Source organism: Streptomyces sp. NPDC127068, from assembly GCF_042724695.1.
In the GTDB taxonomy this organism is placed as follows: Bacteria; Actinomycetota; Actinomycetes; order Streptomycetales; family Streptomycetaceae; genus Streptomyces.
This window is the reverse complement of record NZ_JBHXEN010000028.1, coordinates 16,561-40,631: the sequence shown is the minus strand read 5'-3', so window position 1 is coordinate 40,631 and position 24,071 is coordinate 16,561. Positions and strand designations below refer to the sequence as shown.

Here is a 24,071-nt window from a genome sequence, read left to right as displayed (position 1 = left end):
GGAGGACCGGGCGCCGGACGGTCGGTGCACCGGTGACCGAGGGGGAGGGCACCGTCATGCCGAACGACAGCGCGCGCGGACCGGGAACGCCGGACGAACGTGACGGCCAACGGTTGGTGCGGCGCAGCCCGGCGCTGTTCACCGCGCCGATCGTGCTGCTGGTCGTCCTGGCCCTGGTCCTGGTGTGGGAGGTCGTCCGCTCCAACGTGACGGGCGAACTGGCGACCCAGTGGCCCTGGCGGCTGCGCCTGATGGACATGAACCCGCTCGGCAGCCTGCTCGCGGTGGCCGTCGCGGCGGTGCTCGCCCGGACCCAGTACGCACTGGCCGTGCGGCCCGCGCTCGGCTGGCGTTCCGGCTGGGGGCCGGGCACCCTCGGCTCCGAGGAGCGGACCTGGCGGGTCGGCATCCTCAACGGCGGCCGTCAGCAGGCCGTCGTCGAAGCCGTCGACTACCGGATCGTCCTCGCCGACGGCACGGTCTTCGGCTGGTCGACCCATGCCGGGGCGCTGGAACTCCTCACCAGGCTGGGCTTCGTGCAGGACGCCGACTTCTCCCTGCACCGGTACGGCGCCGGCTTCCCGCTGATCCCGTCCGGTGCGTACGACACGGTGGAGGCGGGCGAATTCACCGACCTGTTCGTCCACGAGGTCGAGGAACTGGCGATGCGGGTGAGGGTGTTGGACGGCGCCGGGGACTGCCACGAGCGGGTCATGAACCTGCTGAAGGGGGCGCGCTGACCGGGACGGCCCGTGCGGTGCCGGCGGCCGATGGGGGCGCGCCGGGCTCGCGGGCGGCGAGGAGGAGGTCCTCGTAGGTGTGGTGGTGGCGGGTGGTGGTGCGGTGGCGCAGCAGGTCGGCGGCGCGCGCGGGTTCGCCGGCATCGACGAGGGCACGGGCGAGGGTGTCCTGGATGATCTCGCGTTCGACCCGTACTCCGCCGATCCGCTCGGACGCGCCGCCCAGTCCGGTCAGCAGGTCCACCGCGACACGGGGGCGACCCGCGGTGATCTCCGCCAGAGCCCGTACGACAGGGGCCAGGACCTCGCGGAAGTCGGCGCGTTCGTCGGCGGCGGCCCGGCGGGCCAGGACGTACAGGTCGTCGGTGGCGGCCTCCACGGCCAGGGCCAGCGCCAGGTTGAAGGTGTGGAAGACCTCCGCCGTCCCGCCCGGCGCGGCGAGCAGTTCCCGGACCCGGTCCGGATCGCTACGACCGGCCGGTGACTGTCCGATCAGGAACAGACGCCAGTTCGTCGCGGCCCGCATGCCGACGTCCGTATCCGCGAGTGCCGTGTCCGCCCGCCGGCGCGCATCGGGGAAGTCGCCGCACGCGAGGGACTGGAGTGCGGCGTGCCAGTTCAGATGCCGTGACTGCACCGCCTGCGGGTCCGCTGCGAGCCACCGGTCCAGGAAGTCAGTGCAAGCGGGCCCGCTCCCCAACTCGTGCTCGGCGTGCGCGAGGGCGTGCGCGGCCACGCCCGAGCGGGGATGCAGCTCCAGTGCGTACTCGGCCAGGCCGTGGGCTTCACGCACCCGGCCCTGCTCCGCCCTGGTCGAGGCCAGCCAACTCGTCCACGGCCAACTGTCCGGACCCGCCACCGCCGACTGCTGCTCCACCAGGGCGTCGCCGTGCGCACGGTAGGCGGCGTCCCCGCAGGAGGAGAACGCCCCCACCATCAATCCGGCCAGTTCATCGCCGGGCCACCGGTCGAAGTGACCCACCAGATGATCTGCCGTCAGCCGGTACTGCCGGTGCGTGTGGAGGAACACCCCGTACACCAGACTCGCCTCCCGCTCACCGACGGCCAGCGCGTCCCGGTGCGCGATCACCAGCTGCTCCTTCAGCACGGCCTCTTCCCACCAGTCACCTGTCGCCAGTGCCAGGAGCGCCCGTGCCGTGCCACAGTCCGGCTCCGAGCCGACCCACTCGCGCAGCAGGGGCAGGGTCCGCCCGCTCAGCGCCAACAGGGCGTCCACCGCCCGCTCCCGCACCGGAGCCCCCGCCACCGTCTCGCTCACTCTCGTCCCTCCTGGCCCCCGCCGCTCACCGACCGTTCACACACTCGGCCTGATCAGGGCCGTGCAGACGATGCCGCTGTTGCCGCACTGGTTGCGCGACAGGCTCAACGGCAATCCGGTCTGATTGCCGCCCCCCACCCCGCTCCCGGCCACCGTGGACCCGTCGGCCCGAGCACTGCCCTGGCTGACGCAGGTGTTGCCGAACACCGCGTTCCCGATCCCGATCAGGCTCGCGTGGGCGGCACCGGCCGGCAGCAGGGCCACCCCGGCCACCGCACCCAGTACCGCGGCCCGCGCACCCATACGTCCCGCACCGCCGTCCGCGCTCCGCACCCCAGCACCCATCGCGTTCCTCCTTCGTCCGGGAGCCCGGGACCGCATCGCGGTGCCCGAGCACCCACCCGCCGGCCGGACGGACCCGGGCCGCACTCCCCCAACGAGGAATCCCGGCTCCCGACACGTAGGCGCGCTGGGGTACGCGCGAGTTCCGACGTTCGGAGCAGGACGACCAATGCTGTTGACGGGTGGTCAACAGCGCGTAGTTCCAGGGTGTGACAATCGGGCCATGAGGGAGAAAGCTGAAGTGCTGACCGGCTCGCTGACGGCTCTGACCGGTGCCTTCACCGGTCTGGTCGCCTGGGCCGCGGGGGCGGAGGTGCGGGCGCGGGCCGGATCCGCGAGCGGGCCGGACTGGAGCGTGCTCTACGCGGAACTGCCGTTGACGGTCCTGGCCGGGATCTGCTGCGCGCTCGGTGCTTGGTGGCTGCCGCGTGCGGGTGGGCTGCGGCTGTCCGCTGCGGGTGCCGCGGGGCGGGGCGTGACGGTCCTCGCCGCGTTGGTCGTCTTCTGGTTGGCTGCCGAGGGCTGGTACGAGGGGCTGCCCGCGCCGGTGCCGGACGTCAAGCCCTGAGGTTCCCCTGGACCCGGCCGGACGGCGCAGCATCACGTTCGCGCTCGTGCTCGTGCCCGGTTCCGGCAGGTGCACGGGCAGGGCTGCGGGCGGTTGCGGGGGTTCAGGTTCAGCGTGGCCCGGCCGTGGCGGACCCGGTGGGTGCCCGGGGCCCGCATGTGGCAGTCGTGGTGGTCGGTGCCGAAGATGCGGGCCTTGACGCACGGTGCGCACGGAATCGCGTCCGGGAGGCAGCGGCGGTGGAGGTGCACGGTGGTGCCGGGCCCGGACGGGGAGAAGCGCAGCTTGCTGACCTGGCGTTGCCACCACCGGATGGGCTCGGTGCAGCGCGCGCAGTACGCGCGGGCGGTACGGGTACGGGTGTGGATCATCGGTGTCCTCGTGGGTGGTTCAGCGGGTGGTGGTGATGCCGTACGCGAGGGCGCCGAGGAGTCCGGCGAGGGTCAGGACGTACAGGAACTGTTCGGTGCGGGGGCTCACGGCGCGGCCTGCCGGGCCTCGGTGTCGCCGGGGGGGCGTGGCGGATTCGCGTTCCGTTGCCGAGGTGGCCCGGGCGGACACCGGGACGGTGCACTCCAGGTGGACGTACGCGGTGTACAGGGCGCCGACCGTGGACCGACGCAGCTGCGAGTCGTACGCCTCGCCCACGCGGACCACCAACAGGCACCGCACGCAGAGCATCACCACGCCCGCGTACCCACCGCGATCGTGTCCACCCCGGCCAGCGCAGCCAACGCACGCAGGACGATCACTAGGCGCCGCTCGCCCAGGTTCTCCACCTGCCACAACGGCACCAGCCGCGGAAACCCCACCGCCACGACGAGATCCAGGAACGCACGCTCACTCGTGTCCAGGACGAGGACCGTACGGTACTGGCCCTCGAACCGCGGCCAGTCGCAGTACGCACGCTTCCCGGTGTCGATGACGAGCAAGTCCCGTATGTCCTCCCGAGCCAGGACGTCGCTCTCCTGAAGCAGCGCGGCAACCGCGGCACGTTCGCCCGTGTCCCGGGTACGGGCCCATGCGGTCAGGCGGTCGGACAAGAGGTGTGGCTCCGTGAAGAGTTTTTCCTCCTCTGCCGTGGTCACATCGGAGCTTGTGTTGTGCTTCACGTCGACTCCTGCGCAGTCGGCCATGCCCGGGGCCGTTCATGTGGTCGCCGGGGTCTGTCGTATCTGGGTCAGGTAGCGCTGTACTGGAAGAGGTGTCCCTCATACGACGTACCTGGAGTGAGAGGGGAGGCGATGACCTGCGCAATTTGGGTATGGCGGGCCGGTGGCCTGACCTCCGTTCTTGAGAGATCGAACCGTGCGTGCCCCCGTTCCGCACAGGGGATCTGGCCGGGGGAATTTCTTCGTCAGGGGGAAACAGAGGGGGAAAGGGCCGCCATGATGCGGTTATGCCCTCTGACGAGACGTTCGGTCAGCTTCTCCGTCGCCTTCGGGCGGAGGCAGCCCGGACGCAGGACCAACAGGCCGAGGCGGTCAACGCGGTCTCGGGCCGCGCCACACTGACCCGCCGTGAGATCAACCGATACGAACACGACCAGAACATCCCGACGGACTACACCGTCGCGCGGATTGCGGTTGCGTGCGGGGTGCCTCCTGAACAGCTTCAGCGGGCGGCAGCCTCCGCCCGTGCCTTACGCCGGCAGCGAGCTTGTTGGGAGGAGGGAGAAGAAGACGAGATGAAACGACGGACAGCACTGATGGGCGGTGCCGTGGTCGGTGCCGCCGCAGCGGCGGAGCCTTGGGGACGGCTCGCCCATGCACTGCGCCGGGGATCCAAGATCGACACCGAGGCGATGCAGGCGCTCACCCACCGAGCTGGGGCACTGCACATCAGTGAGCTGACACTGACAGCGCAACAGCTGCGCCGGCACGTGGAGCAGCATTTGGATGCCCTCACCTGTGTGCTCGGCCGTGCTGGTGAGCACGGAGCCACACTCACGATTGCGGCCGGGGAGACTGCGGCGCTAGCTGGATGGTTGGCGTGGGACATGGGCGACCACCAGGCGGCGAGCGCGTACTACCAGGTCACCACCGAGTGCGCTGAAGTCGCTGGGCACCCGCCCCTGCGTGCGCTGGCCCTCACATACGCCAGCTACGGAGCCGACCCGGCACACGCGATGCAGATTCTTGACCAGGCGGCCAGTGACGTTCGAGGTCCAGGCACCGCCACGGCCGCAGCCTGGATCCACGGACGGTACGCGGAAGAGGCCGCCGCGATCGGTGAGACCAAGTCTGCCCTCCGCGCGATTGACCGGGCCCAAGTCGCCTACGACTACGGTGACCACACGGTCGAGCAGCCCTGGGTGCGCTTCATGACGCCTGCCCGACTCGACTCGCTCGTCCTATCGACCTACGGACGGCTCAGTCACCCGGACCTATCCGACGTCGCGGCGGCGGCCACTAGTCGACTTGGGAACGATCGCCTCGACGCGGGCGTCGTGATCCTGGGTGACGTCGCTGGGGCGCTCCTTCACGGCGGAGTCACCGACCACGGTGTAGAGGTCGCCCGCGACTTCGCCACCACAGCCGCCGCGCGACTGAACACCATGGGCCGGTCCCGCGCGCAACTCGTTGCTGACCAGTTGCCGGACAGTGAACGAGACCTTCGCCGTGATCTCCAGTCCTTGGCAGCGTAGGTGGGCCCACACGGGCGGGGCCCATTCCCATTACGCCTGAGTCGTCTCCTCAGCGACCCAGGACAGGTACGCGTCCGATCCGCTTTCGATGGGGAGCACGATCCACTCCGGGACCTCGTACGGGTGGGTGGATGCCACCCATTGTGCGAGTTCGGGTAGGCGTTCGTGGGTTGTCTTGTAGGAGATGCGCCATTCGCGTTCCCGGACCACTTGGTTCTTCCATCGGTAGATGGCGGTGAAGGGGGCGTCGATGTGTGCGCATGCGGCGAGGCGGGCGTCGACGGCACCCCGTGCCAGTTGCTCGGCCTTGGTTTCGTCGTCGATGGTGGTCTGCGCGATCACGACGTCCGTTGCCACTGTGGGGCCTCCTCCGTACGGGTCCTGTGACCCTACCCAGTTCTCGACATGACGGAGCGCGGCGCCCGCCCCGCGGCGACCGCATCGGACCCGTGTGGTGGGGTGGCTGAGCACCTCCCAGAGGAAGGCAGTACCGAGTGTCCGAGTGGAAATCCCTCAGCGAGCGCACCGTGTACGAAAACCGATGGGTCACGGTGAACATGGCGGACGTTGAACTGCCCGACGGTCGCCATCTGGACCACACCGTGATTCGTGTGCGGCCGGTCGCGGTCGCCACCGTGGTGAACGAGCGCAACGAAGCACTGTTGTTGTGGCGCACCGGTTCATCACCGGCGTCTGGGGGTGGGAGCTTCCCTCCGGTGGCACCGGTGAGGGTGAGGCCCCTGCCGCCGCGGCAGCCAGGGAGTTCGAGGAGGAGACGGGCTGGCGTCCCGGCCCGATGCGGCTCCTGCTGGCGATCGACCCGATGCCCGGGATCTCCACCTCGCACCATCGCATCTACTGGTCTGACACCGCTGAGTACATGGGTCACCCGAAGGACGCGTTCGAATCCGCGCGTCGGGAGTGGGTGCCCCTGGAGCGGGTTCCGGAGTTGATCGCGCGTGGTGAGGTCCGGTCCGCGAACGCGGTTGCTGCGCTGCTGATGCTCCACCACCTGCGTGTTCGGCACACACCCGGCTGAGTGCCGCGGGGCTTACCCGCATTGGGCCGTTCCAGGAACGGCAACCTTGCCCCGTGCCAGGCGTTGCAGACAGGACCACGGGCGAAAACGGGCCAAGACGGGTACCTCTTGTACCCCGTTGCCCGTACCCGTCAGGCAGGTATGCCGATCTGTCGGGCCAGGACCCGCGCGTCGTCCCGGATCATCGCGTTCGTTCCCGTCGCGAGGTCGGTCACGGTGGGGCGGGCGAAGGTGTTGAACCGCACCGTCTCCGGGGATGTCGCTTGCGCCTTCTTGAGTAGATGGAGCACCGCGATGTCCTCGCCCTGGAGTCGGTACGCACGTGCTGACTCGATCAGGTGGAAGGCCCGGCGGGTGGCTGACGGCACGGGGGCGAGGTCGATGCGGGTGGCGGCGTCGACGGCCTGGCCGGGGCTGACCAGGTCCGCGTGCATCGTGACCGCGTAGGCGTCGACCGTGCGGCGCCCGAAGATGAGCCAGGGGTGGGTGTAGTCCTCGCCCAAGCGCCGGGCGGCGTCGCCCGCGCGGTCCCAGAAGCGTTCGGCGTCTCCCCGGCGGCCGATCTTGGCGAAGGAGAGCGCCACTGCCAGGTGCAGCAGCCCCCATCGGGCGAGGTCTTCCGGTCGCCGGTCGGGGTCGAGCAGGTCCGCCGCCTGCATGGCCAGGTCGACGCGGGCCTCGTGACGTTCCCCCGCGTCCCGGAACACGTGGTTCATGTACCAGGCGGCGACGGCGATCGAGCGCGGGCTGTCCGCGTCCTGGGCAGCCGCCATGGCGCGGTCGCCGGCCAGCATCACCAACTCGGGCGCGGGCTGGAAGCTGAGGAAGAGTTGGGTGAGGTGATAGGTCTGGGCCAGTGCGGCGAGCGCCCGGCGACGGGCGGTGCCCTCCAGGCCGCGGACCGCGTGCCGGCAGTCAGTGATGAGGGCCGGGAGCAGCGTGGCGACCTTGGTGCGGTGGTCTCCGATGCCGTGCCACAGCTGCCAGGCGTGTCGTACGCGCGACTCCAGGGCCTCGGCGGGTTCGGGTGCTTCGTCGGCCGCCGCGAATCGGAAAGTGGTGAGTGCCGCCCGTACCGCGGGCAGGCTCGCGTGCGCGGCCTTGGTGTAGGTGGCTGCCGATACCCGTTCGTCGCCCGTCAGTTCGGCGAGGTCGTCGATGCCGAGCACTTCGGCCAGGCGGAGGAGCAGCGGTAGTCGGGGGAGGTGCAGTCGTCCGTTCTCCAGGGCCTTCACCCATTCCGCGGACCGTCCCACGAGACCGCCGAGGACGGGCCGGGACATCCCGGACCGTTCGCGGTGGGAGCGGAGGCGCTGGCCGAAGGTGAGGGGGGACTTGTCGGGGGTCGCGGGCATGAGGGGCTCCGTTCTGACTCGACATCAAAACGGTACCGTCAACGCCCGGTTGGGACGTGCTGCGTTGCCGGGCCCATCGGCTCCGGCGCCCGTTCGACACCCGGGCCTAACGAAATCGGGCTCGCCCTGCCGGCCCAGGGCAGATGGACGAGCGGACTGGTGTCACCAGTACCTCTCCTCCTCCGCCACGTTGAGGGCGTCCGCGCACCTTTCCGCCTCGGCCCGGTCCTCGAAGATCGCTGCGGTCTGATGCCCGTCACGATCGATGTGGGCGAGGTGTCCACTCGTCCCGTGCACGATGTAGAAACCACCCTCCGGATGGTCACGCATGACGTACATGACTGGCCTTCTCCTCACCTGCAAGTGCTCCTCCCGCCACGGTAAGGGGATGCGCGGCAGAGGGCTGGACTTCGGCGCAAGACAACCCTTCCGCCCCGGTCGAGGCACCCGGAAGGTTCGACCTCCGGGAACACGGCAATTCAGCGGTGCTGCACCCACACGTTCGGCTCCACCAACTCGCCCCGGTCGGTGAGGCGATCGATGGTGAGTGGCGCGAGGGCTCCCGGGACCACGTAGCTTCCGGACGCAGGGAGGGCGAACCCCACCCACCCCTCCCAGTCGGTGACCGAGCCCGTCATCACCATGGAGCGTTCTGCGGCACGCAGCAAACGGGCGCCCATGCGATGGTGAGTCCTCAGCCACGGGTCCAACGGAGCGCCGTCCGCCCGGGTCCAGCTCATGAACTCGTCCATCGGGATCAGGGGATAGCGTGCCTTCGACGTCGGCCGCACCGGGGCGATGACGCGTGCCAGACCGGCTCGTTCCCCAGCCGACTTGAGCAGTCCGAGCATCTCAGGAGCCAGGCCGCGCCCCTGGAGGTCTTCACGCACCTGAGCCGCGGCAATCACCAAGGTGTCGGCTGGACCACCCGCCTCGTGCAGGGCGACCGCCCGCACCAGCGACTCGTCGTAACCGCCGGGCAAGTCTTTGAGCGACCCGTCCCAGCGCAGGGGGACGCCCCACCCGCCGGCCACGATCCGGTCCTCACCGTCGACCAGAAGGAGGTTCAGATCCCCGAACCACTGCCGGACCCGGTCCATCTGCTGGTCAGCAACGGGGTCGTGGAAGATGAACTCGGGCCAGCCCGCACTGAAGATCTCCTCAGCCTGCTCGTGCAGGTCGGGCCGGTCATCGAAAGCGAAGGTTCGCAGGTCCACAGCGCCGGAGCCTACGCCGCGCCGTCACTCGGCGCTCAGACTTTTCCGGCTCCCGACCGCACGGAAGCGTGCTCCCACCGTCGGGTGTCGCGGGTCTGAGGGGGGCTCAGTCCTTCACGTCCGGGGTCGTCTCCTCGGCCACCCAGGACAGGTACGCCGGTGAGCCGTCTTCGACGGGGAGCACGATCCACTCGGGGACCTCGTAGGGGTGGGTGGATGCCACCCATCGCGCGAGTTCGGGTAGGCGTTCGCGGGTCGTCTTGTAGGAGATGCGCCATTCGCGTTCCCGGACCACTTCGTTCTTCCACCGGTAGATGGCGGTGAACGGGGCGTCGATGTGTGCGCATGCGGCGAGGCGGGCGTCGACGGCCCCCCGTGCCAACTCCTCGGCCTTGGTCTCGTCGTCGATGGTGGTCTGCGCGATCACGACGTCCGTTGCCACTGCGGGGCCTCCTCCGTACGGGTCCCGTGACCCTACCCAGCTCCCTCATGGCGTAGCGCTTCCCCGTACCTATTCGGCGGGCGTAGGTGCGGGGCGCGGGCGGCGGACCGCGGTCAGCATCGTCACCGCCGAGCCCCCCACGGCCCACGCGGACAGCACCAGCAACGGCCCGGTGACCGCGTTGCCGTGGAAGTAGGCGATGGAGCGGGACACCCAGGTGCCGGCGCCCGGCGGGAGGGCGGGGCCGATTGCCTGCCAGAACGGGGGGAGCATCGGGAGCGGGAACGCACCGCCCGCGCTGGGGTTGCCCGCGATCACCACGAGCAGGATCGCGAGCCCGATGCCCACGATCCCCGTCAGGCCCTGGAGCGCCAGGGTCGCCGCGCCGACCGCGAAGGTCACCAACGCGCCGAGCCCCCACAGGGCGAAGGTGCTGCCCGGGAGCGCGCCGAGGATCGGGCCGACGATCACCGCGCCCCCGATCCCGCCGGCGAGCGAGGCCAGGGCCAGCGCCCCCAGCCGGATCACGGCCCGAGTGGGATTGGCGGGACGCGCCCCCGCGCTGATCGCGAGGATCGACGCGCAGAGGTAGCCCCCGACGCACCAGCCGACGACCAGGTAGAAGGACGACAGCCCTTCGAAGTCCTCGGGTGAGGCGGGCGCCACGTCCTCGGTGCGCACCGTGCGCCCTTCGGCCTCCACCGCTTCCGTGACCAGCTTGACCAGGGTCGTGGACAGTGCGGCCCCGCCGCCCGAGGCGACCAGCAGGGTGTCCGTCCGGCCCGTCGGATCGACCAGGAGGGCGCCGTAGACCTCCCGGTCGAGTACCTGGTTCCGGGCCGCCGCGGCGTCCGGCACCGTCCGGGTGTCCAGCGGGTCGCCGGGGAGCGCGGACAGTCGGGCCGTGGTGCGGTCGGCCGCCGCCGCGGGTGCTGCGACGGCGAAGGGGACGTCCGTCGGCTTCGGGTGGTGCAGGGCGCCGACGTAGGAGGTGATGAAGAGCAGTTGCAGGGCCACCACGCCGACCACCAACAGGGCCGCGCGCGGGGTCACCGCGCTCTTCAGTTCGTCGACGAAGCGCATGCCCTCACGGTCCGGCCCGGGGGCTGCTTCCGCAGGTGGGACACGGCCGAATGGCGGACGGAGCACGAGCCCGGAGCGACCCGAGCCCGCGGGGGCCGCCCCCCTTCCGCTTATCGTACGCACGTTCGAAAAGTGGTCTATGGTGGGAAGCGGGGGCGCGACCGGCGCGGCGGAGGAACGGAGACGGAAGCGGACAAGCGGAACGAGTACCGGAACACCAGGAGGCGCGGATGCCAGGGTTCACGCATCTGCACACCGCCTCGGGGTTCTCCCGGCGGTACGGTGCCTCCCACCCGGAACGGCTCGCCGAGCGGGCCGCCGAGCGCGGCATGGACGCCCTCGCCCTGACCGACCGGGACACCCTCGCGGGGAGCGTCCGGTTCGCCAAGGCGTGCGAGAAGGCCGAGGTCCGTCCGCTGTTCGGCGTGGAGCTGGCGGTCCGGGGGGCGGGCGCCCGCCCCCCGGCCGGGAGCACCCCCGAAGCCGCACCGGAGCCCGTGCCCGCGTCCGCGTCCGAACGCACGGCGGCATCTGAACGCACGGCGGTACCCGGACGTGCGGCGGGGGCCGGGGCTCCGCGCCGTACCCCGGTCCGGGGCGGAGCGTTCGTCGACGAGTCCGCGCCCCGCGTCACCTTCCTCGCCCGGGACGGCGCCACCGGCTGGGCCGCACTGTGCCGACTGGTCACCGCCGCCCACGCCACGGACGGCGACCGCCCCCTCCTCGGTCGTTCCGCGCTCCCCGCCGAGGGGCTGACCGTGCTGCTCGGCCCCGACTCCGACGTGGGGCGCGCCCTCGCCGCCGGACGCCCCGACCGGGCCGCCCGGCTGCTCGTGCCCTGGCGGGAGCTGTACGGGGACGACCTGCGGCTCGAAGCCGTCTGGCACGGTCGTCGGGGCACCGGTCCCGGTTCGCTGCGGCTGGCCGCCCGTACCGTCGGCTTCGCCGCCGAGCAGCGGGTGCGCCCCGTGTTCAGCAACGCGGTCCGCTACGCCGACCCGGGCGCGGGCCCCCTCGCCGACGTCCTGGACGCGGCCCGGCTGCTGGTGCCCGTCGGCGCCCTGGGCGAACCGGACGGGGGCGAGCGCTGGCTCAAGGACGGGACCGCCATGCTGGCCGCCGCCGAGCGGGTGGTGGAGGCCGCCGGGTTCCGCCGTGACACGGCCCACCGGCTGTTGGAGCAGACCCGGGCGACCGCCGACGCGTGCCGGGTCGATCCGGGCGCCGACCTCGGGATGCGCTCGGTCCACTTCCCCGAACCGGAGGTGGTGGGCGCCGGCCGCCGCACCGCGCAGCGGGTGCTCGCCTCCCGGGCGGCGGCGGGCCTGGTCCTGCGCGGCTACGACCGGGGGCCGCGGGCGCGCGCGTACTGGGAGCGGACGCACCACGAGCTGGACATCATCGCCCACCACGGGTTCGCCCCGTACTTCCTCACCGTGGCCCAGGTCGTCGACGACGTGCGCACCCTGGGGGTCCGGGTCGCCGCACGGGGTTCCGGCGCGGGCTCGCTGGTCAACCACCTGTTGGGCATCGCGCACGCCGACCCGGTGGAGCAGGGCCTCCTGATGGAACGCTTCCTGTCGAAGCGGCGGTTCGTCCTCCCGGACATCGACATCGACGTGGAGTCCGCCCGCCGGCTCGACGTCTACCGGGCGATCATCGGCCGCTTCGGCGCCGAGCGCGTCGCCACGGTCGCGATGCCCGAGACCTACCGGGTCCGGCACGCCATCCGGGACGTGGGCGCCGCCCTGTCCGTGGACCCCGCCGACATCGACCGGATCGCGAAGGCGTTCCCCCACGTCCGGGCCCGTGACGCCCGGGCCGCCCTGGACGAACTGCCGGAGCTGCGGGAGCTGGCCCGGGAGCTGCGGGCGCGGGCGGAACGGTCGGCGACCGGCCCCGGGCCGGGGGGCGGTCCGGCCGGGAAGCCGGGCCCGTACGGCCGGTTCTGGGACCTGGTCGAAGGGCTCGACGCGCTCCCGCGCGGGGTCGCCATGCACCCGTGCGGGGTGCTCCTCTCGGACGCCACCCTGCGCGCCCGCACCCCGGTGGTGCCGACCAGCGGCGAGGGTTTCCCCATGTCCCAGTTCGACAAGGACGACGTGGAGGACCTGGGGCTGCTCAAGCTGGACGTGCTCGGAGTGCGGATGCAGTCGGCGATGGCGCACGCCGTCGGGGAGGTCGAGCGGGCCACCGGGGTGCGCGTCGACCTGGACGACCCGCAGGTGGTGCGGCCCGGCGACCCGGCGACGTACGAGCTGATCCGCTCCGCCGAGACGCTCGGGTGCTTCCAGATCGAGTCGCCGGGCCAGCGCGATCTCGTGGGGCGGCTCCAGCCCGCGACCTTCCACGACCTGGTGGTCGACATCTCGCTGTTCCGGCCGGGTCCGGTGGCCGCCGACATGGTCCGGCCCTTCATCGAGGCCCGGCACGGCAGGGCCCCGGTCCGCTACCCCCACCCCGACCTCGAAGGGACCCTGGAGGAGACGTACGGGGTCGTCGTCTTCCACGAACAGGTCATCGACATCGTGGACGTCATGACCGGCTGCGGGCGCGGCGAGGCCGACCGGGTGCGCCGGGGGCTGTCGGACCCGGAGTCGCAGGGGCGCATCCGCTTCTGGTTCGCGCAGCGCGCGGCGGAACGCGGCTACGCCACCGAAGTGATCGCCCGGACCTGGGAGATCGTCGAGGCGTTCGGCTCGTACGGCTTCTGCAAGGCGCACGCGGTGTCCTTCGCCGTTCCCACCTACCAGTCGGCCTGGCTGAAGGCCCATCACCCGGCCGCCTTCTACGCCGGGTTGCTCACCCACGACCCGGGGATGTACCCGAAACGGCTGCTGCTCGCGGACGCCCGGCGGCGCGGGGTGCCCGTGCTGCCGCTGGACGTGAACGCCTCGGCGGTCGCCCACCGAATCGAACTGGTGTCCGGTTCGGGGGAGGGTGCGGAGCGCTGGGGGCTGCGGCTCGCCCTGCTCGACGTGCACGGCATCAGCGAGGCCGAAGCCACGCGGATCGCCGGCGGGCAACCGTACGCCTCCCTCCTCGACTTCTGGGAACGGGCCCGCCCCAGCCGCCCGTTGGCGCGTCGTCTCGCCCAGGTCGGCGCCCTCGACGCGTTCGGTGCGAACCGCCGGGACCTCCAACTCCACCTCGCCGAACTCCACCGCGGCGCCCGGGGCGCGTACGGGGAACAGCTGCCGCTCGCGGGCGGCCGGAACACGGCCGCCGCCGGGCTGCCCGACCTGGACGACACGGAACGGCTCAGCGCCGAACTGGGCGTGCTGTCGATGGACGCGTCCCGCCACCTGATGGACGACCACCGGTCCTTCCTGGACGAGCTGGGCGTACGGTCCGCCCGGCGGCTGCGGTCCGCCCGGCACGGGGAGACGGTCCTGGTCGCGGGCGCCAAGGTGGCCACCCAGACCCCGCCGATCCGCTCCGGCAAGCGGGTCGTCTTCACCACCCTGGACGACGGCACCGGCCTGGTGGACCTCGCCTTCTTCGACGACTCCCACGAGGCGTGCGCACACACCGTCTTCCACTCCTGGCTGCTCCTGGTCCGGGGCACGGTCCAGCGCCGGGGCCCGCGCAGCCTCAGCGTGGTCGGCTCGGCCGCCTGGAACCTCGCCGACCTGATGGAGGTGCGCGACCGGGACGGCCTCGACGCGGTGGCCCGGCACCTGGCCGCCCCCGTACCCGAGCCCGAAGCCCTCGAAGGCGAGCGTCGCATCAGGATGTCCACCGGGTACGAGATGCACCCCTGGGCCGATCTGCGCCCGGCGGGCGAGGACGTGACGAAGGGGCCGCACGGAACGCGGGACCCCGTCAGGAAGTTGTGGCACCAGAGCCCCGGGAGCGCGGGATGAACACGGTCAGGGACATCCACGGCTCGGGCGTGTTGTACGTACGGTTCCGGCTCCCCGGGCCGGACGCCCGGCGTGGCGCCGCGGCCGGGGTCCCGCTCCCGCCGCTGCTCACCCTGCTCGGCACGGTCAGTCCCGTCGTGGCCGCGGCCCCGCCCGACGCGGCGTACGTCGACCTGCGGGGCGCCGAACGCTACTTCGGCCGGGACGCCGTCCACCTGGCGGCGGTGATCCGGGTCCGGGCGCTGGCCCTGCACGGGGTCGACTGCACGATCGGGGCCGGTCCCGGCCCGATGCTCGCCCGGATGGCCGCTGCCGCGGCCGTGCCGGGCACCACCCTCGCGGTGCCCGGGGACCCGGACGCCGTACGGGAGTTCCTGGCCGGACTGCCGGTCGGCGAACTGCCCGGCGTCGGCGCGGCGACCGTGCGCACCCTGCGCTCCTACGGTCTCGACACCGTCGACCGGGTGGCCGCGGCACCACCCGCCACCCTGCAACGGCTCGTCGGTGCCCGCGCCGGGCGCGAACTGCGGGAACGGGCCCACGGCATCGACCGGGGCCGGGTGGTGCCGAACGAGGCGGCCCGCTCGATCGCCGCCGACCGCGCCTTCGACCGCGACGAGATCGACCCCGCCCGGCACCGGCACGCCCTGCTCTCGCTCGCCGGGGAGCTGGGCGCCCGGCTACGCGCCGAACGACTGGTGTGCCGCTCGCTGACCCTCACCGTCCGGTACGCGGACCGGTCCCGGACCGATCCGGCGGCCCGACCCGGGACCACGCGCACCCGGGCGCTCCCCGAGCCGACGGCGCACTCGGCGGCGCTCACCGACGCCGCGTACCGGACGTACGGGGCACTCGGGCTCCAGCGGGCCAGGGTCAGGGGGTTGGCCCTGCGGGCCGAGGGGCTGGCGCCCGTCGAGAGCGCCGCACACCAACTCAGTCTCGATCCCGCCGACGAGCGCATCCGCCGGATCGAGGAGGTCGCGGACCGGGCCCGGGCCAAGTTCGGTCCGCGTGCGGTGCTGCCGGGGACGCTCGCCGCGTGACGTGCGGGGCGGCACCCGGTGGGTCGGACGGGAGCGCACCACGCACGTCGGGGTGGCGAGCGCCTGGACCGGGCGCGCGCCACCCCGACGGAGTGCACAACTGTCTTCAGTTGTCTTCAGTTAGTGTCCGGAGCGAGTGGGACCTCCCCCTCGCTCCGGCACATGGCTCCGGGTGGCCGCTTGGTGAGCGGCCACCCCACCCGGTAAACATCCCAACCCCGGAGGTGGCCACCCGGCGCGGCGGTCGTCCCTCAGCGACCGCTGCGACCGCCGCCCGTCGCCGCACGGCGGCGGGCGGAGGCGAAGAGACCGGCGGCGCCGAGGCCGAGCACGGCCGCACCACCGATCGCGATGTACGGCGTGGTGCTGGTGCCGCCGGTCTCGGCGAGGTTCTCCGTGGAGCTGCCCTGCGCCTTGACGCCGGAGTCCTTCGGAGCGGTGCCCTGGGCGCCGCCGCTCTCCACGGCGGAGACCGAACCCGGGCCGTCGGTGGCCGAGGCGTTGGCGACCGCGCCGCCCTTGGCCTCCTTGCCGCCCTTGCCCTCGGGCGCCATGTCACCGTGACCGTTGTGCTCCACGGTGGACTGGTCGCGCTCCTTCTCGATCAGCTTGTCGCTGGGCGCGGAGGCGACCGGGCCGGCAGCGGCCCCGCCGGAGTTGCCGAACACCACGTCCGAGCAGGTGTAGAACGCCTCGGGGGAGTCCGAACGCTGGTAGATCGAGTAGATCAGGTGACGGCCGGAACGCTGGGGGACGTTCCCGTCGAAGATGAACGAGCCGTTCTCCAGGCGCGGGTTGGTCACCGTGGCGAAGGGCTGCGACTCGAGGTCGGACCACTTGAGGGCCTTGGTGGCGTCGTAACCGACCTTGGTGATGTACAGCTCGATGGAGCCCTTGTGGGGGGCCGTCACCCGGTACTTGAAGGTCTGGTTGCCCGACTTGAACGGGGAGGAGGGCCAGTCGGTCCGCGGGGCGTCGAGCCCGGCGTACTTCGAGCGGTTGGCGCTGCACAGCTTGCCGTCGGGGATGATCTGGCGGTGCGCACCGGCCGCGTTGGCGATGTTCACCTCGTTCCAGTCGTACAGCGGCTGGGTGCCGGTGGAGGCGACGAGGGCCTTGCAAGCGGCGGTGTCGGGGCTCTCGGGGCCCTCGGCGAAGCAGGCGGACACCCGGCTGACCGGGTCGCTCATGGAACCGTGAGCCGCCGCGGGGGAGGCGTTCAGGACGGTGAGAACGAGCGGCGCGACACCGAGTGCGGCGATCGCGGCGGCCGTGCGACGAGCAGTCATGGACGGTCTCCTCAGTCTTCCTCAAGTGGGGGGAGCCCGGGAGGCGTACGGGCGGTGTACGTGACTCCCGGGCAAGAGGAAAGCTAGCCGTTCGATGCCCGGGGAACCGCTGCTTGAGAGCACTCCGGGTGATCTTTATGGCCCTCTTAAGGGGGGCATCGGACTGCGCTCAGATCGCGTCCTGATACGTCCGAATCCTCACGGCGGTGTGACGTCCGGATGACGACAGGATGTCGCCGGAAGGCATGGCTCCGGCCCTGCCGCAAGCCGCCGCAGGGCCTTCTGGTGCAGCTCAGGGCCCCGTCGGGGCGATCGCCCGTCCCGTCGCGCGGGGTGGCGGGGAGTCGGCGGCCGGGCCCGCCGGAGATCAGGGGCGTGCGCGGCGGGGGCGCTCGATCCACTGGTAGCGGCGCTCGGGACGACCCGCGCCGCCGTAGCGCAGGGTCACGTCGACGCGTCCCGTCTCCGCGAAGTACTCCAGGTAGCGCCGGGCGCTGACCCGGGACAGCGACCCCTCCCGCGCGCACTCGGAGGCGGACAGTCCTCCCGGGTGCGCGCGCAGGGTCCGTTCCACCAGATCCGCGGTGGGCACCGCGAGCCCTTTGGGCAGCTGTTCGCGGGACCCCGGCGGGCGGCTGCCGAACAGCTCGTCCACGTCCTCCTGGCGCGCCTGGTCGAGTCCGGCGAGCCGGGCCCGCACCGCGGCCACGTGCCGCAGCTGGTCCTGGAGCGTGCTCCGCTCGAACGGCTTGATCAGGTAGTGCAGCGCCCCCGCCCGCAACGCCGCACGGACCGTTCCGGCGTCCCGCGCGGCCGTGATGAACAGGACGTCCACCGGAATCCGCTCCGGGTCGCGCTGCTCGGCCGCCCGGATGCCGCGCAGCACGCCGATGCCGTCCATGTCCGGCAGATACACGTCGAGAAGGACGAGATCGGGCCGAAGGGACTCCACGGAGCGCAACGCCTGCGTACCGTTGTGTGCAACCCCTACTACCGTAAATCCCGCCATTTCGGACACGTACCGGCTGTGCAGCTTCGCGACCATGAAGTCGTCGTCCACTACCAGTACTTTCGTCATCGCCGCAGGTTAAGCGTGTGACCACAAGGACCACAACGTTCGTTGGTTGCGGAAGAGAGACAGCCTCTTAACGCGCAGGCAACATGTGGGCCACCTCACAGATAAAAACGGTGTGAGGTTCTCCCAATCGCCTCTCTTGACGAACAGGTGGTGGCACGGTGCGCCTGCGCACTCCTCTAGCCCTGCTCGGGGCAGCGGTACTGGTCCTGGTCGGGCCACCGCTGATCACCACGGGCAGTGACTCCGAAACCGGGACGAAGATCCCGGGACTGCAGTTCATGGTCCCCAACACCCCCGGTGGTGGTTACGACATCACGGCGCGCACCGCGGCCAAGAACGCCGAGGACGCCGGTCTGAGCCACGGCATCGAGGTGTTCAACCTGCCCGGCGCGGGCGGCACCGTCGGCCTCGCCCGACTGGTCAGCGAGCACGGCAACGGCAAGCTCGCCATGTCGATGGGCCTCGGCGTCGTCGGCGCCGTCCGCTCCAACGACGCGCCCAAGACCCTCGCCGACGTCACTCCCATCGCCCGGCTCACCGAAGAGCCGGACGTCGTGGTCGTCTCGAAGGACTCGCCCTACAAGACCATCAACGAACTGGTCGACGCCTGGAAGGAGAAGCCCGGCAAGCTCCCCGTCGGCGGCGGCTCCTCGCCCGGTGGCCCCGACCACCTCGCCCCGATGCTGATGGCGCGCTCCGCGGGCATCGCCCCCAAGGACGTCAACTACATCCCCTTCGACGGCGGTGGCGAACTCCTCGCCTCCATCCTCGGCAACAAGGTCGGGTTCGGCGTCTCCGGCGTCGGCGAGTACCTCGACCAGATCAAGTCCGGCGAGCTGCGGCTGCTCGCGGTCACCGGCCCCGAGCGGGTCGACGGCCTCGACGCCCCCACGCTCCGCGAAGCCGGCTACGACATGGACTTCACCAACTGGCGCGGCATCGTCGCCCCGCCCGGGCTGTCCGACGCCCAGCGCGACAAGCTCATCGCCCTCATCGAGAAGCTGCACGCCTCCGAGGAGTGGAAGGCGTCCCTCAAGAAGCACGGCTGGCACGACGCCTTCCTCACCGGCGACAAGTTCGGTGAGTTCCTCGAAGCCCAGGACAAGCGGGTCGTTTCCGTACTGAAGGAGTTGGGACTGTGACGACCATCGAACCCCCCGGCCGTCCTGACCCCGCTCAGGGCTCCGCCACCACCACGCCCGCCGGGCAGGAGCCGGGCCGCCGCTCCTGGCTGCGCGAGCACTCCGAGCTGGGCGTCAGCGTCCTCCTCCTGGCCCTCGGCGGCCTCGTCCTCACCGACGCCCTCACCATGGACGTCGACATCGCCCAGCGCGGGCCCATCGGCCCCAAGACCGTGCCGATCGTGGTCGGCATCGGCCTGCTGGTGATCGCCGTCCTGCTCGCCATAGACGTCCTGCGCGGCGGCCACGGCGAGGCCGAGGGCGGCGAGGACATCGACCTCAGCGAGCCCGCCGACTGGCGCACGGTCCTGCTGCTCGGTGGCGTCTTCCTCGCCACCGCCGTCCTCATCGAACCCATCGGGTTCCCCATCGCGGGTGCCCTGCTCTTCTGGGGGTCGGCCTACGCCCTCGGCAGCCGGCACTTCCATCGCGACCCACTGATCGCCGCGGGGCTCTCCTTCGCCGCCTTCATCATCTTCGACCGCCTGCTCGGCGTCCCGCTGCCCGGCGGCCCCCTGATGGGAGTGCTGTGAGATGAACGCCTTCAACTCCCTGATCGACGGGTTCGGCACCGCGCTCACCCCGATCAACCTGCTCTGGGCCGCCATCGGCGTCCTCCTCGGCACCGCCATCGGCGTCCTGCCCGGCATCGGCCCCGCCATGGCCGTCGCCCTGCTCCTCCCCGTCACCTACGGACTCGACCCCACGGGCGCGTTCATCATGTTCGCCGGCATCTACTACGGTGCGATGTTCGGCGGTTCCACCACCTCCATCCTGCTCAACACCCCAGGTGAGAGCGCGGCCGTCGTGGCGGCCATGGAGGGCAATCCGATGGCGAAATCGGGGCGCGGCTCACAAGCCCTCGCGGCAGCGGCCATCGGCCACTTCGCCGGCGGCCTGATCGGCACCACCCTGCTCGTCGCCCTCGCACCCACCGTCGCGGAACTCGCCGTCGACATCGGCGCCCCCGACTACTTCGCCATCATGGTGCTGGCGTTCATCGCCGTCACCTCCGTCCTCGGCTCCTCCCGCATCCGCGGTCTCGCCTCCCTGCTCATCGGTCTCACCATCGGCCTCGTCGGCCTCGACGGGATGACCGGCCAGCAGCGCCTCACCTTCGACTCCCTGCACCTCGCCGACGGCGTCGACGTGGTCATCGTCGCGGTCGGACTCTTCGCGATCGGCGAGGCCCTGTGGGTCGCCGCCCACCTGCGCCGCGGCTCCACCGAGCCCATCCCCGTCGGCCGCCCCTGGCTCGGCCGCGACGACCTGAAGCGCACCTGGAAGCCCTGGCTGCGCGGTCCGTTCATCGGCTTCCCGTTCGGGGCGATCCCCGCGGGCGGCGCCGAGATCCCGACCTTCCTGTCGTACGTCACCGAGAAGAAGCTGTCCAAGAACCAGAAGGAGTGGGGCAAGGGCGCCATCGAGGGCGTCGCCGGACCGGAGTCGGCGGCCTCGGCCTCCGCCGCCGGAACGCTCGTCTCCATGCTCACCCTCGGCCTGCCCACCACCGCCGTCGCCGCGGTGATGCTCGCCGCCTTCCAGCAGTACGGCATCCAGCCCGGCCCGCTCCTCTTCGAGCGCGAGCCCGACCTGGTGTGGGGCCTGATCGCCTCCCTCTTCGTCGGCATGGTGCTGCTGCTCGCCCTCAACCTGCCGCTCGCCCCGCTGTGGGCGAAGCTGCTGCGCATCCCGCGCCCGTACCTCTACTCCGGCATCCTCTTCTTCGCCGCCCTGGGCGCGTACGCCGTCGGTGGCGAGTCGCTGGACCTGGTGATCCTGCTGCTCATCGGCTTCCTCGGCTTCGGAATGCGCCGCTACGGCCTGCCGGTGCTCCCGGCGGTGATCGGCGTCATCCTCGGCCCGAACGCCGAGCAGCAGCTGCGCCGGGCGCTCCAGATCAGCGACGGCAGCGTCTCGGGCCTGGTCAACACGCCGTTCTCCGTGACGGTGTACGCGATCATCCTGCTGATCCTCGCCTGGCCGCTGATCGCCAAGCTGATCCGCAGCCGGACCGCCACCGCGGCACCGGTCGCGGCGAAGGCCCCGGTCACCGTCGGCGCCAAGGCGGAGCGTCAGGACGACGCCGAGGCCCCCGAGGCCCCGGCCGGCACGAAGGGCGCCGACACCCCCGGTACCCTCGACGCCACGGACACGACCCAGAGCAGCGACGGCACCGACGGCAGCGACGGTCCCGATGACTCCGGAGAGAAGGGAAGCGGCGTGCGGCCATGACCGAGACACGGCTCCCCCTCCACGAAGCCATCCGCAGGGCGACACCGGTCGACGCGGGCGCGGTGAAGTCCGTGACGGACGCCGCCTACGCCCCCTACGTCGAACGCATCGGTCGACGACCCGCCCCGATGGAGGCCGACCACGCGGCGCAGATCGCCGCCGGCCAGGTCTTCGTGACCGGGGAGCCCGTGCTCGGTCTGGTGGTCCTCGTCCCGTACGAGGACCACCTGCACCTCGACAACATCGCCGTCCACCCGGACTCCCACGGCCTGGGGGTGGGCCGCCGACTGCTCCACTTCGTCGACGCCCACGCCCGTGACCTCGGTCTTCCCGAGGTGCGGCTCCACACCCACGCCCAGATGTGGGAGAACCAGAAGCTCTATCCGCGGTACGGGTACGCGTTCATGGGCCGCCGGCTGGACGGCCACTACGACCGCTACCACTACCGCAAGCGGTTCGGCTGAGACGAAGTGCCCGGCACCGGGTTACGGTGCCGGGCACTTCTCGTACGCCCCGCGCGGGCGCACCGCACCGGGTCACCCCTCGGGCCACCAGATGCGCTGGACGTCCTTGCGGATCTCCGGACGCTCCCTGGGGAGCTCCTCGCTCTCGTCCCGCCGCCGCCCGCGACGGGTGCTGGTCCTGCTCGGCGACTTCTGCACGGTCACTCGGCGCATGACTGCCTCCTTGGGGACTACCTCTTCCCGCGATCCCGCGGTGCTAGACCCGTTGGGGGAGGGTGACTCACCGGCGCCGCGATATCAGTGGCCGACGTCACCCCCACGGGACGCTCCGGGCGCCCTCCGCACGGTCCGCCTGCGGGTGCGCTGGGGGCGCCCGCGCAGTTCCTCGCGCCCCTAGCGGGGCCCGTCTGTGCCGTGGGACGACGGTATGGAGGAGCGTTCGAGATTCAGGACCGTGGGGAACCGCTTGACCCTGACACCGTGACAAGGTCTTCGCTGGAGCCGAGGAGGTGGTTCCGATGACCCCGTCGACACCGGACACGACCACGATGCGCGCCCTGAGGGCGCTGGAGGACGACCGCCCGTCCGTACGGCTGCGGGCGGCGCTGGAGGTCGGTTCGGCCCCGGACCCGCAGTTCGTCGACACGCTCGTCGAACGGTGCGCGGTCGAACCCGATTTCCCCGTGCGCGACATGCTCACCTGGGCACTGACCCGGCACCCGGCGACCACGACGGTCCCCAAGCTGCTCGACGAACTCGGTTCGGAGCGCGCACAGGCCCGGAGCCAGGCGTTGCACACGCTGTCCAAGATCGGGGACCGGCGGACCTGGCCGGCGATCACCCGGGCGCTGCTGTCCGACACCGACGACGAGGTGGCGCGGACCGCCTGGCGGACGGCCGTCGTGCTCGTGCCCGAAGGTGCGGAAACCGCGCTGGCCGTAGTGTTGTCGACACAGCTCGGGCGCGGTGGGCGGGAGACGCAGCTGAGCCTCAGTCGGGCGCTGATCGCGCTCGGCGAGGCGATGGTGCCGACCGTGCGCGCCGCGACGACGGACCTCGACCCCCGGGTGCGTGCGCACGCACTCGCCACGGAACGGCTGTTGCGGGACCCGGAAGCCGGGTTCGCGTACGCGATCGAGGAGGCGAAGCGCGTCGTCGCCCTGGGCCCGACCAGCCAGGAGGGGTGAGCGGCCGTGTTGATCGGCGAGGTGGCACGACGGTCCGGGGTCAGTGCCCGCATGCTCCGGCACTACGACGCGCTCGGCCTGGTGCGACCGACGGGCCGTACCGGCGCCGGCTACCGGGAGTACTCCGGCGAGGACGTCCGGCGGATCTTCCACATCGAGAGCCTGCGGTCCCTGGGGCTGTCGCTGAAGGAGGTCGCCCGGGCGCTGGACGATCCCGACTTCACGCCCGCCGACCTCGTCGCCGACCTGGTCCGCCAGACCCGGGAACGCATCGCCGACGAGACGGAACTGCTCACCCGACTCCGTCGGATCGACGCCGCGGAACCCGCCGCCTGGGAGGACGTCCTCCAGACCGTCGCCCTGCTCCAGGCACTGGGGTCGAAGAGCGCGGGCAAGCGCCAGCGCGCGGCCCTGTCCGCCACCGAGGAGGTTCCGGCGCCGGTGGAATCACTGGTGGAGGCGGTGCTGAGCGAAACGGATGCGAACGTCGCCGGGGCCCTCCGCTGGGCCCTGGCGCGCTCGGCCGGTGACGGAGTCGAGCTCCTGTTGGCGCAGGGGCTCGACTCCTCGGCGGCGCAGGTGCGCGAGCGCGCGGTCCGCTCGCTCGCCGAGATCCCGGACGACGGGGCGACCGCCCTGCTGCGGGACGCCCTCGCCCACCCCGACCCCGTGGTCCGCAGGTACGCGGCCCTGGCCCTCGGGGCACGCGGCGTGACCGAGGCGGTGCCGACGCTCCTCGACCTGGTCGTCGGCGAGGTGAACGACGTGGACGCGGCCGATGCGCTGAGCGCCCTGGCGAGCCGTCCCGGGTGGGCGGACCGGATCGCCACCGGGCTCGTCGACCGGCTCGCCCACGGCACCGCCGACCCCGCCGTACGGCGACGGCTGACCCAGGCGCTCGCCGACATCCCGGGCACCACCGCGGCCCGCGCCCTCGCCGACCTGTCGCACGACGCGGACCGGGCCGTCGCGCTGACCGCGGCGTACGTCCTCGGCCTGCGCGACCCGCGGTGACC

At 71.8% G+C, this 24,071-nt stretch carries 24 protein-coding genes and 2 pseudogenes; 12 read left to right on the top strand and 14 right to left on the bottom strand.

Annotated features, from left to right (window positions below; genetic code table 11):
* Positions 1-56 precede the first annotated feature (56 nt).
* Positions 57-740, top strand: coding sequence for a hypothetical protein (locus ACFWIA_RS19105; RefSeq protein WP_387006382.1), 684 nt, complete (start codon positions 57-59; stop codon positions 738-740).
* Here the strand turns inward: ACFWIA_RS19105 and ACFWIA_RS19100 are convergent.
* A complete protein-coding gene (locus tag ACFWIA_RS19100) occupies positions 712-2,019 on the bottom strand; it encodes a hypothetical protein (RefSeq protein WP_387006380.1) in 1,308 nt (435 codons plus the stop codon). The two genes, ACFWIA_RS19105 and ACFWIA_RS19100, sit on opposite strands and share 29 nt — an antisense overlap.
* Before the next feature lie 36 nt (positions 2,020-2,055).
* Complete coding sequence (locus tag ACFWIA_RS19095) at positions 2,056-2,364, bottom strand: chaplin family protein (RefSeq protein ID WP_387006377.1); 309 nt, start codon at positions 2,362-2,364, stop codon at positions 2,056-2,058.
* A gap of 220 nt (positions 2,365-2,584) precedes the next feature.
* On the opposite strand from ACFWIA_RS19095, the gene ACFWIA_RS19090 reads away from it, so the two are divergent.
* Positions 2,585-2,929, top strand: coding sequence for a hypothetical protein (locus ACFWIA_RS19090; RefSeq protein WP_387006374.1), 345 nt, complete (start codon positions 2,585-2,587; stop codon positions 2,927-2,929).
* Between the two features lie 32 nt (positions 2,930-2,961).
* Here the strand turns inward: ACFWIA_RS19090 and ACFWIA_RS19085 are convergent, their stop codons facing one another.
* From ACFWIA_RS19085 to ACFWIA_RS19075, 3 genes are read right to left on the bottom strand one after another with little or no spacing between them, the layout of a single operon-like run.
* Positions 2,962-3,300, bottom strand: coding sequence for a hypothetical protein (locus tag ACFWIA_RS19085; RefSeq protein WP_387006373.1), 339 nt, complete (start codon positions 3,298-3,300; stop codon positions 2,962-2,964).
* A 19-nt stretch (positions 3,301-3,319) separates the two neighbouring features.
* Positions 3,320-3,616, bottom strand: a complete 297-nt coding sequence (locus ACFWIA_RS19080) for a hypothetical protein (protein ID WP_387006371.1) — start codon at positions 3,614-3,616, stop codon at positions 3,320-3,322.
* Entirely contained in the window at positions 3,610-4,041 is a 432-nt protein-coding gene (locus tag ACFWIA_RS19075) for a hypothetical protein (RefSeq protein WP_387006369.1), read from the bottom strand. Before ACFWIA_RS19075 ends, ACFWIA_RS19080 begins: the two co-directional genes overlap by 7 nt.
* Positions 4,042-4,328: 287 nt before the next feature.
* On the opposite strand from ACFWIA_RS19075, the gene ACFWIA_RS19070 reads away from it, so the two are divergent.
* Entirely contained in the window at positions 4,329-5,576 is a 1,248-nt protein-coding gene (locus tag ACFWIA_RS19070) for a helix-turn-helix transcriptional regulator (RefSeq protein ID WP_387006366.1), read from the top strand.
* 30 nt (positions 5,577-5,606) lie between these two features.
* Here ACFWIA_RS19070 and cutA (ACFWIA_RS19065) read toward each other — a convergent pair whose 3' ends face one another.
* On the bottom strand, positions 5,607-5,933 hold the full coding sequence (gene cutA / locus ACFWIA_RS19065; protein WP_387006363.1) for a divalent-cation tolerance protein CutA: 327 nt from the start codon (positions 5,931-5,933) through the stop codon (positions 5,607-5,609).
* A 137-nt stretch (positions 5,934-6,070) separates the two neighbouring features.
* On the opposite strand from cutA (ACFWIA_RS19065), the pseudogene ACFWIA_RS19060 reads away from it, so the two are divergent.
* Positions 6,071-6,615 (top strand): annotated as a pseudogene (locus tag ACFWIA_RS19060) (NUDIX domain-containing protein).
* Positions 6,616-6,746: 131 nt separating this feature from the next.
* Here the strand turns inward: ACFWIA_RS19060 and ACFWIA_RS19055 are convergent.
* The 5 genes from ACFWIA_RS19055 to ACFWIA_RS19035 all read right to left on the bottom strand — a co-directional run bounded on the left by ACFWIA_RS19055 (position 6,747) and on the right by ACFWIA_RS19035 (position 10,712).
* Positions 6,747-7,970, bottom strand: a complete 1,224-nt coding sequence (locus ACFWIA_RS19055) for a helix-turn-helix domain-containing protein (protein WP_387006360.1) — start codon at positions 7,968-7,970, stop codon at positions 6,747-6,749.
* Positions 7,971-8,132: 162 nt separating this feature from the next.
* Complete coding sequence (locus ACFWIA_RS19050; protein ID WP_387006357.1) at positions 8,133-8,309, bottom strand: hypothetical protein; 177 nt, start codon at positions 8,307-8,309, stop codon at positions 8,133-8,135.
* 140 nt (positions 8,310-8,449) lie between these two features.
* Complete coding sequence (locus ACFWIA_RS19045; protein WP_387006355.1) at positions 8,450-9,187, bottom strand: hypothetical protein; 738 nt, start codon at positions 9,185-9,187, stop codon at positions 8,450-8,452.
* Between the two features lie 106 nt (positions 9,188-9,293).
* Positions 9,294-9,629 (bottom strand): divalent-cation tolerance protein CutA, encoded by a 336-nt coding sequence (gene cutA, locus ACFWIA_RS19040; RefSeq protein ID WP_387006352.1) that lies wholly within the window; start codon positions 9,627-9,629, stop codon positions 9,294-9,296.
* Between the two features lie 69 nt (positions 9,630-9,698).
* Complete coding sequence (locus ACFWIA_RS19035) at positions 9,699-10,712, bottom strand: DUF3533 domain-containing protein (RefSeq protein WP_387006349.1); 1,014 nt, start codon at positions 10,710-10,712, stop codon at positions 9,699-9,701.
* Between the two features lie 230 nt (positions 10,713-10,942).
* Here ACFWIA_RS19035 and ACFWIA_RS19030 point away from each other — a divergent pair, with 230 nt between their 5' ends.
* Positions 10,943-14,578, top strand: a complete 3,636-nt coding sequence (locus tag ACFWIA_RS19030) for a PHP domain-containing protein (RefSeq protein WP_387006347.1) — start codon at positions 10,943-10,945, stop codon at positions 14,576-14,578.
* A complete protein-coding gene (locus ACFWIA_RS19025; RefSeq protein ID WP_387006345.1) occupies positions 14,575-15,621 on the top strand; it encodes a hypothetical protein in 1,047 nt (348 codons plus the stop codon). The genes ACFWIA_RS19030 and ACFWIA_RS19025 overlap by 4 nt, the downstream gene beginning before the upstream one ends.
* A gap of 251 nt (positions 15,622-15,872) precedes the next feature.
* Here the strand turns inward: ACFWIA_RS19025 and ACFWIA_RS19020 are convergent, their stop codons facing one another.
* Both ACFWIA_RS19020 and ACFWIA_RS19015 read right to left on the bottom strand, forming a co-directional pair.
* Positions 15,873-16,910: a lytic polysaccharide monooxygenase gene (locus ACFWIA_RS19020; protein ID WP_387006342.1), complete on the bottom strand. Its 1,038-nt coding sequence runs from the start codon at positions 16,908-16,910 to the stop codon at positions 15,873-15,875.
* 367 nt (positions 16,911-17,277) lie between these two features.
* Positions 17,278-17,988, bottom strand: coding sequence for a response regulator (locus ACFWIA_RS19015; RefSeq protein ID WP_385495176.1), 711 nt, complete (start codon positions 17,986-17,988; stop codon positions 17,278-17,280).
* A gap of 158 nt (positions 17,989-18,146) precedes the next feature.
* On the opposite strand from ACFWIA_RS19015, the gene ACFWIA_RS19010 reads away from it, so the two are divergent.
* From ACFWIA_RS19010 to ACFWIA_RS18995, 4 genes and pseudogenes are all read left to right on the top strand, one after another.
* Positions 18,147-19,130, top strand: coding sequence for a Bug family tripartite tricarboxylate transporter substrate binding protein (locus ACFWIA_RS19010; RefSeq protein WP_387006338.1), 984 nt, complete (start codon positions 18,147-18,149; stop codon positions 19,128-19,130).
* Complete coding sequence (locus ACFWIA_RS19005) at positions 19,127-19,702, top strand: tripartite tricarboxylate transporter TctB family protein (protein WP_387006335.1); 576 nt, start codon at positions 19,127-19,129, stop codon at positions 19,700-19,702. The genes ACFWIA_RS19010 and ACFWIA_RS19005 overlap by 4 nt, the downstream gene beginning before the upstream one ends.
* A 1-nt stretch (position 19,703) precedes the next feature.
* Positions 19,704-21,185: pseudogene (locus ACFWIA_RS19000) on the top strand (tripartite tricarboxylate transporter permease); the annotation flags it as partial.
* 215 nt (positions 21,186-21,400) lie between these two features.
* The gene (locus ACFWIA_RS18995; RefSeq protein ID WP_387006332.1) at positions 21,401-21,868 is read left to right on the top strand and encodes a GNAT family N-acetyltransferase; all 468 of its coding nucleotides are present in this window, start codon (positions 21,401-21,403) and stop codon (positions 21,866-21,868) included.
* Between the two features lie 72 nt (positions 21,869-21,940).
* Here ACFWIA_RS18995 and ACFWIA_RS18990 read toward each other — a convergent pair whose 3' ends face one another.
* Entirely contained in the window at positions 21,941-22,081 is a 141-nt protein-coding gene (locus ACFWIA_RS18990) for a hypothetical protein (RefSeq protein ID WP_385495171.1), read from the bottom strand.
* Positions 22,082-22,386: 305 nt separating this feature from the next.
* Between ACFWIA_RS18990 and ACFWIA_RS18985 the strand changes: the two genes are divergently transcribed.
* Together ACFWIA_RS18985 and ACFWIA_RS18980 are read left to right on the top strand one after the other, a co-directional pair.
* Positions 22,387-23,055 (top strand): HEAT repeat domain-containing protein, encoded by a 669-nt coding sequence (locus tag ACFWIA_RS18985; protein ID WP_387006328.1) that lies wholly within the window; start codon positions 22,387-22,389, stop codon positions 23,053-23,055.
* Between the two features lie 6 nt (positions 23,056-23,061).
* Positions 23,062-24,069, top strand: coding sequence for a HEAT repeat domain-containing protein (locus ACFWIA_RS18980; RefSeq protein ID WP_387006325.1), 1,008 nt, complete (start codon positions 23,062-23,064; stop codon positions 24,067-24,069).
* Positions 24,070-24,071 lie beyond the last annotated feature (2 nt).

Excerpts from the sequence above, each read along its gene's own strand:
- ACFWIA_RS19015 (WP_385495176.1), bottom strand. The coding sequence starts at position 17,988 with ATGACGAAAGTACTGGTAGTGGACGACGACTTCATGGTCGCGAAGCTG.
- ACFWIA_RS19025 (WP_387006345.1), top strand. The coding sequence starts at position 14,575 with ATGAACACGGTCAGGGACATCCACGGCTCGGGCGTGTTGTACGTACGG.
- ACFWIA_RS18990 (WP_385495171.1), bottom strand. The coding sequence starts at position 22,081 with ATGCGCCGAGTGACCGTGCAGAAGTCGCCGAGCAGGACCAGCACCCGT.
- ACFWIA_RS19050 (WP_387006357.1), bottom strand. The coding sequence starts at position 8,309 with ATGTACGTCATGCGTGACCATCCGGAGGGTGGTTTCTACATCGTGCAC.
- ACFWIA_RS19105 (WP_387006382.1), top strand. The coding sequence starts at position 57 with ATGCCGAACGACAGCGCGCGCGGACCGGGAACGCCGGACGAACGTGAC.
- ACFWIA_RS19030 (WP_387006347.1), top strand. The coding sequence starts at position 10,943 with ATGCCAGGGTTCACGCATCTGCACACCGCCTCGGGGTTCTCCCGGCGG.
- ACFWIA_RS19070 (WP_387006366.1), top strand. The coding sequence starts at position 4,329 with ATGCCCTCTGACGAGACGTTCGGTCAGCTTCTCCGTCGCCTTCGGGCG.
- ACFWIA_RS19035 (WP_387006349.1), bottom strand. The coding sequence starts at position 10,712 with ATGCGCTTCGTCGACGAACTGAAGAGCGCGGTGACCCCGCGCGCGGCC.
- ACFWIA_RS19020 (WP_387006342.1), bottom strand. The coding sequence starts at position 16,910 with ATGACTGCTCGTCGCACGGCCGCCGCGATCGCCGCACTCGGTGTCGCG.
- ACFWIA_RS18985 (WP_387006328.1), top strand. The coding sequence starts at position 22,387 with ATGACCCCGTCGACACCGGACACGACCACGATGCGCGCCCTGAGGGCG.
- ACFWIA_RS19095 (WP_387006377.1), bottom strand. The coding sequence starts at position 2,364 with ATGGGTGCTGGGGTGCGGAGCGCGGACGGCGGTGCGGGACGTATGGGT.
- ACFWIA_RS19055 (WP_387006360.1), bottom strand. The coding sequence starts at position 7,970 with ATGCCCGCGACCCCCGACAAGTCCCCCCTCACCTTCGGCCAGCGCCTC.
- ACFWIA_RS19090 (WP_387006374.1), top strand. The coding sequence starts at position 2,585 with ATGAGGGAGAAAGCTGAAGTGCTGACCGGCTCGCTGACGGCTCTGACC.
- ACFWIA_RS19085 (WP_387006373.1), bottom strand. The coding sequence starts at position 3,300 with ATGATCCACACCCGTACCCGTACCGCCCGCGCGTACTGCGCGCGCTGC.
- ACFWIA_RS18995 (WP_387006332.1), top strand. The coding sequence starts at position 21,401 with ATGACCGAGACACGGCTCCCCCTCCACGAAGCCATCCGCAGGGCGACA.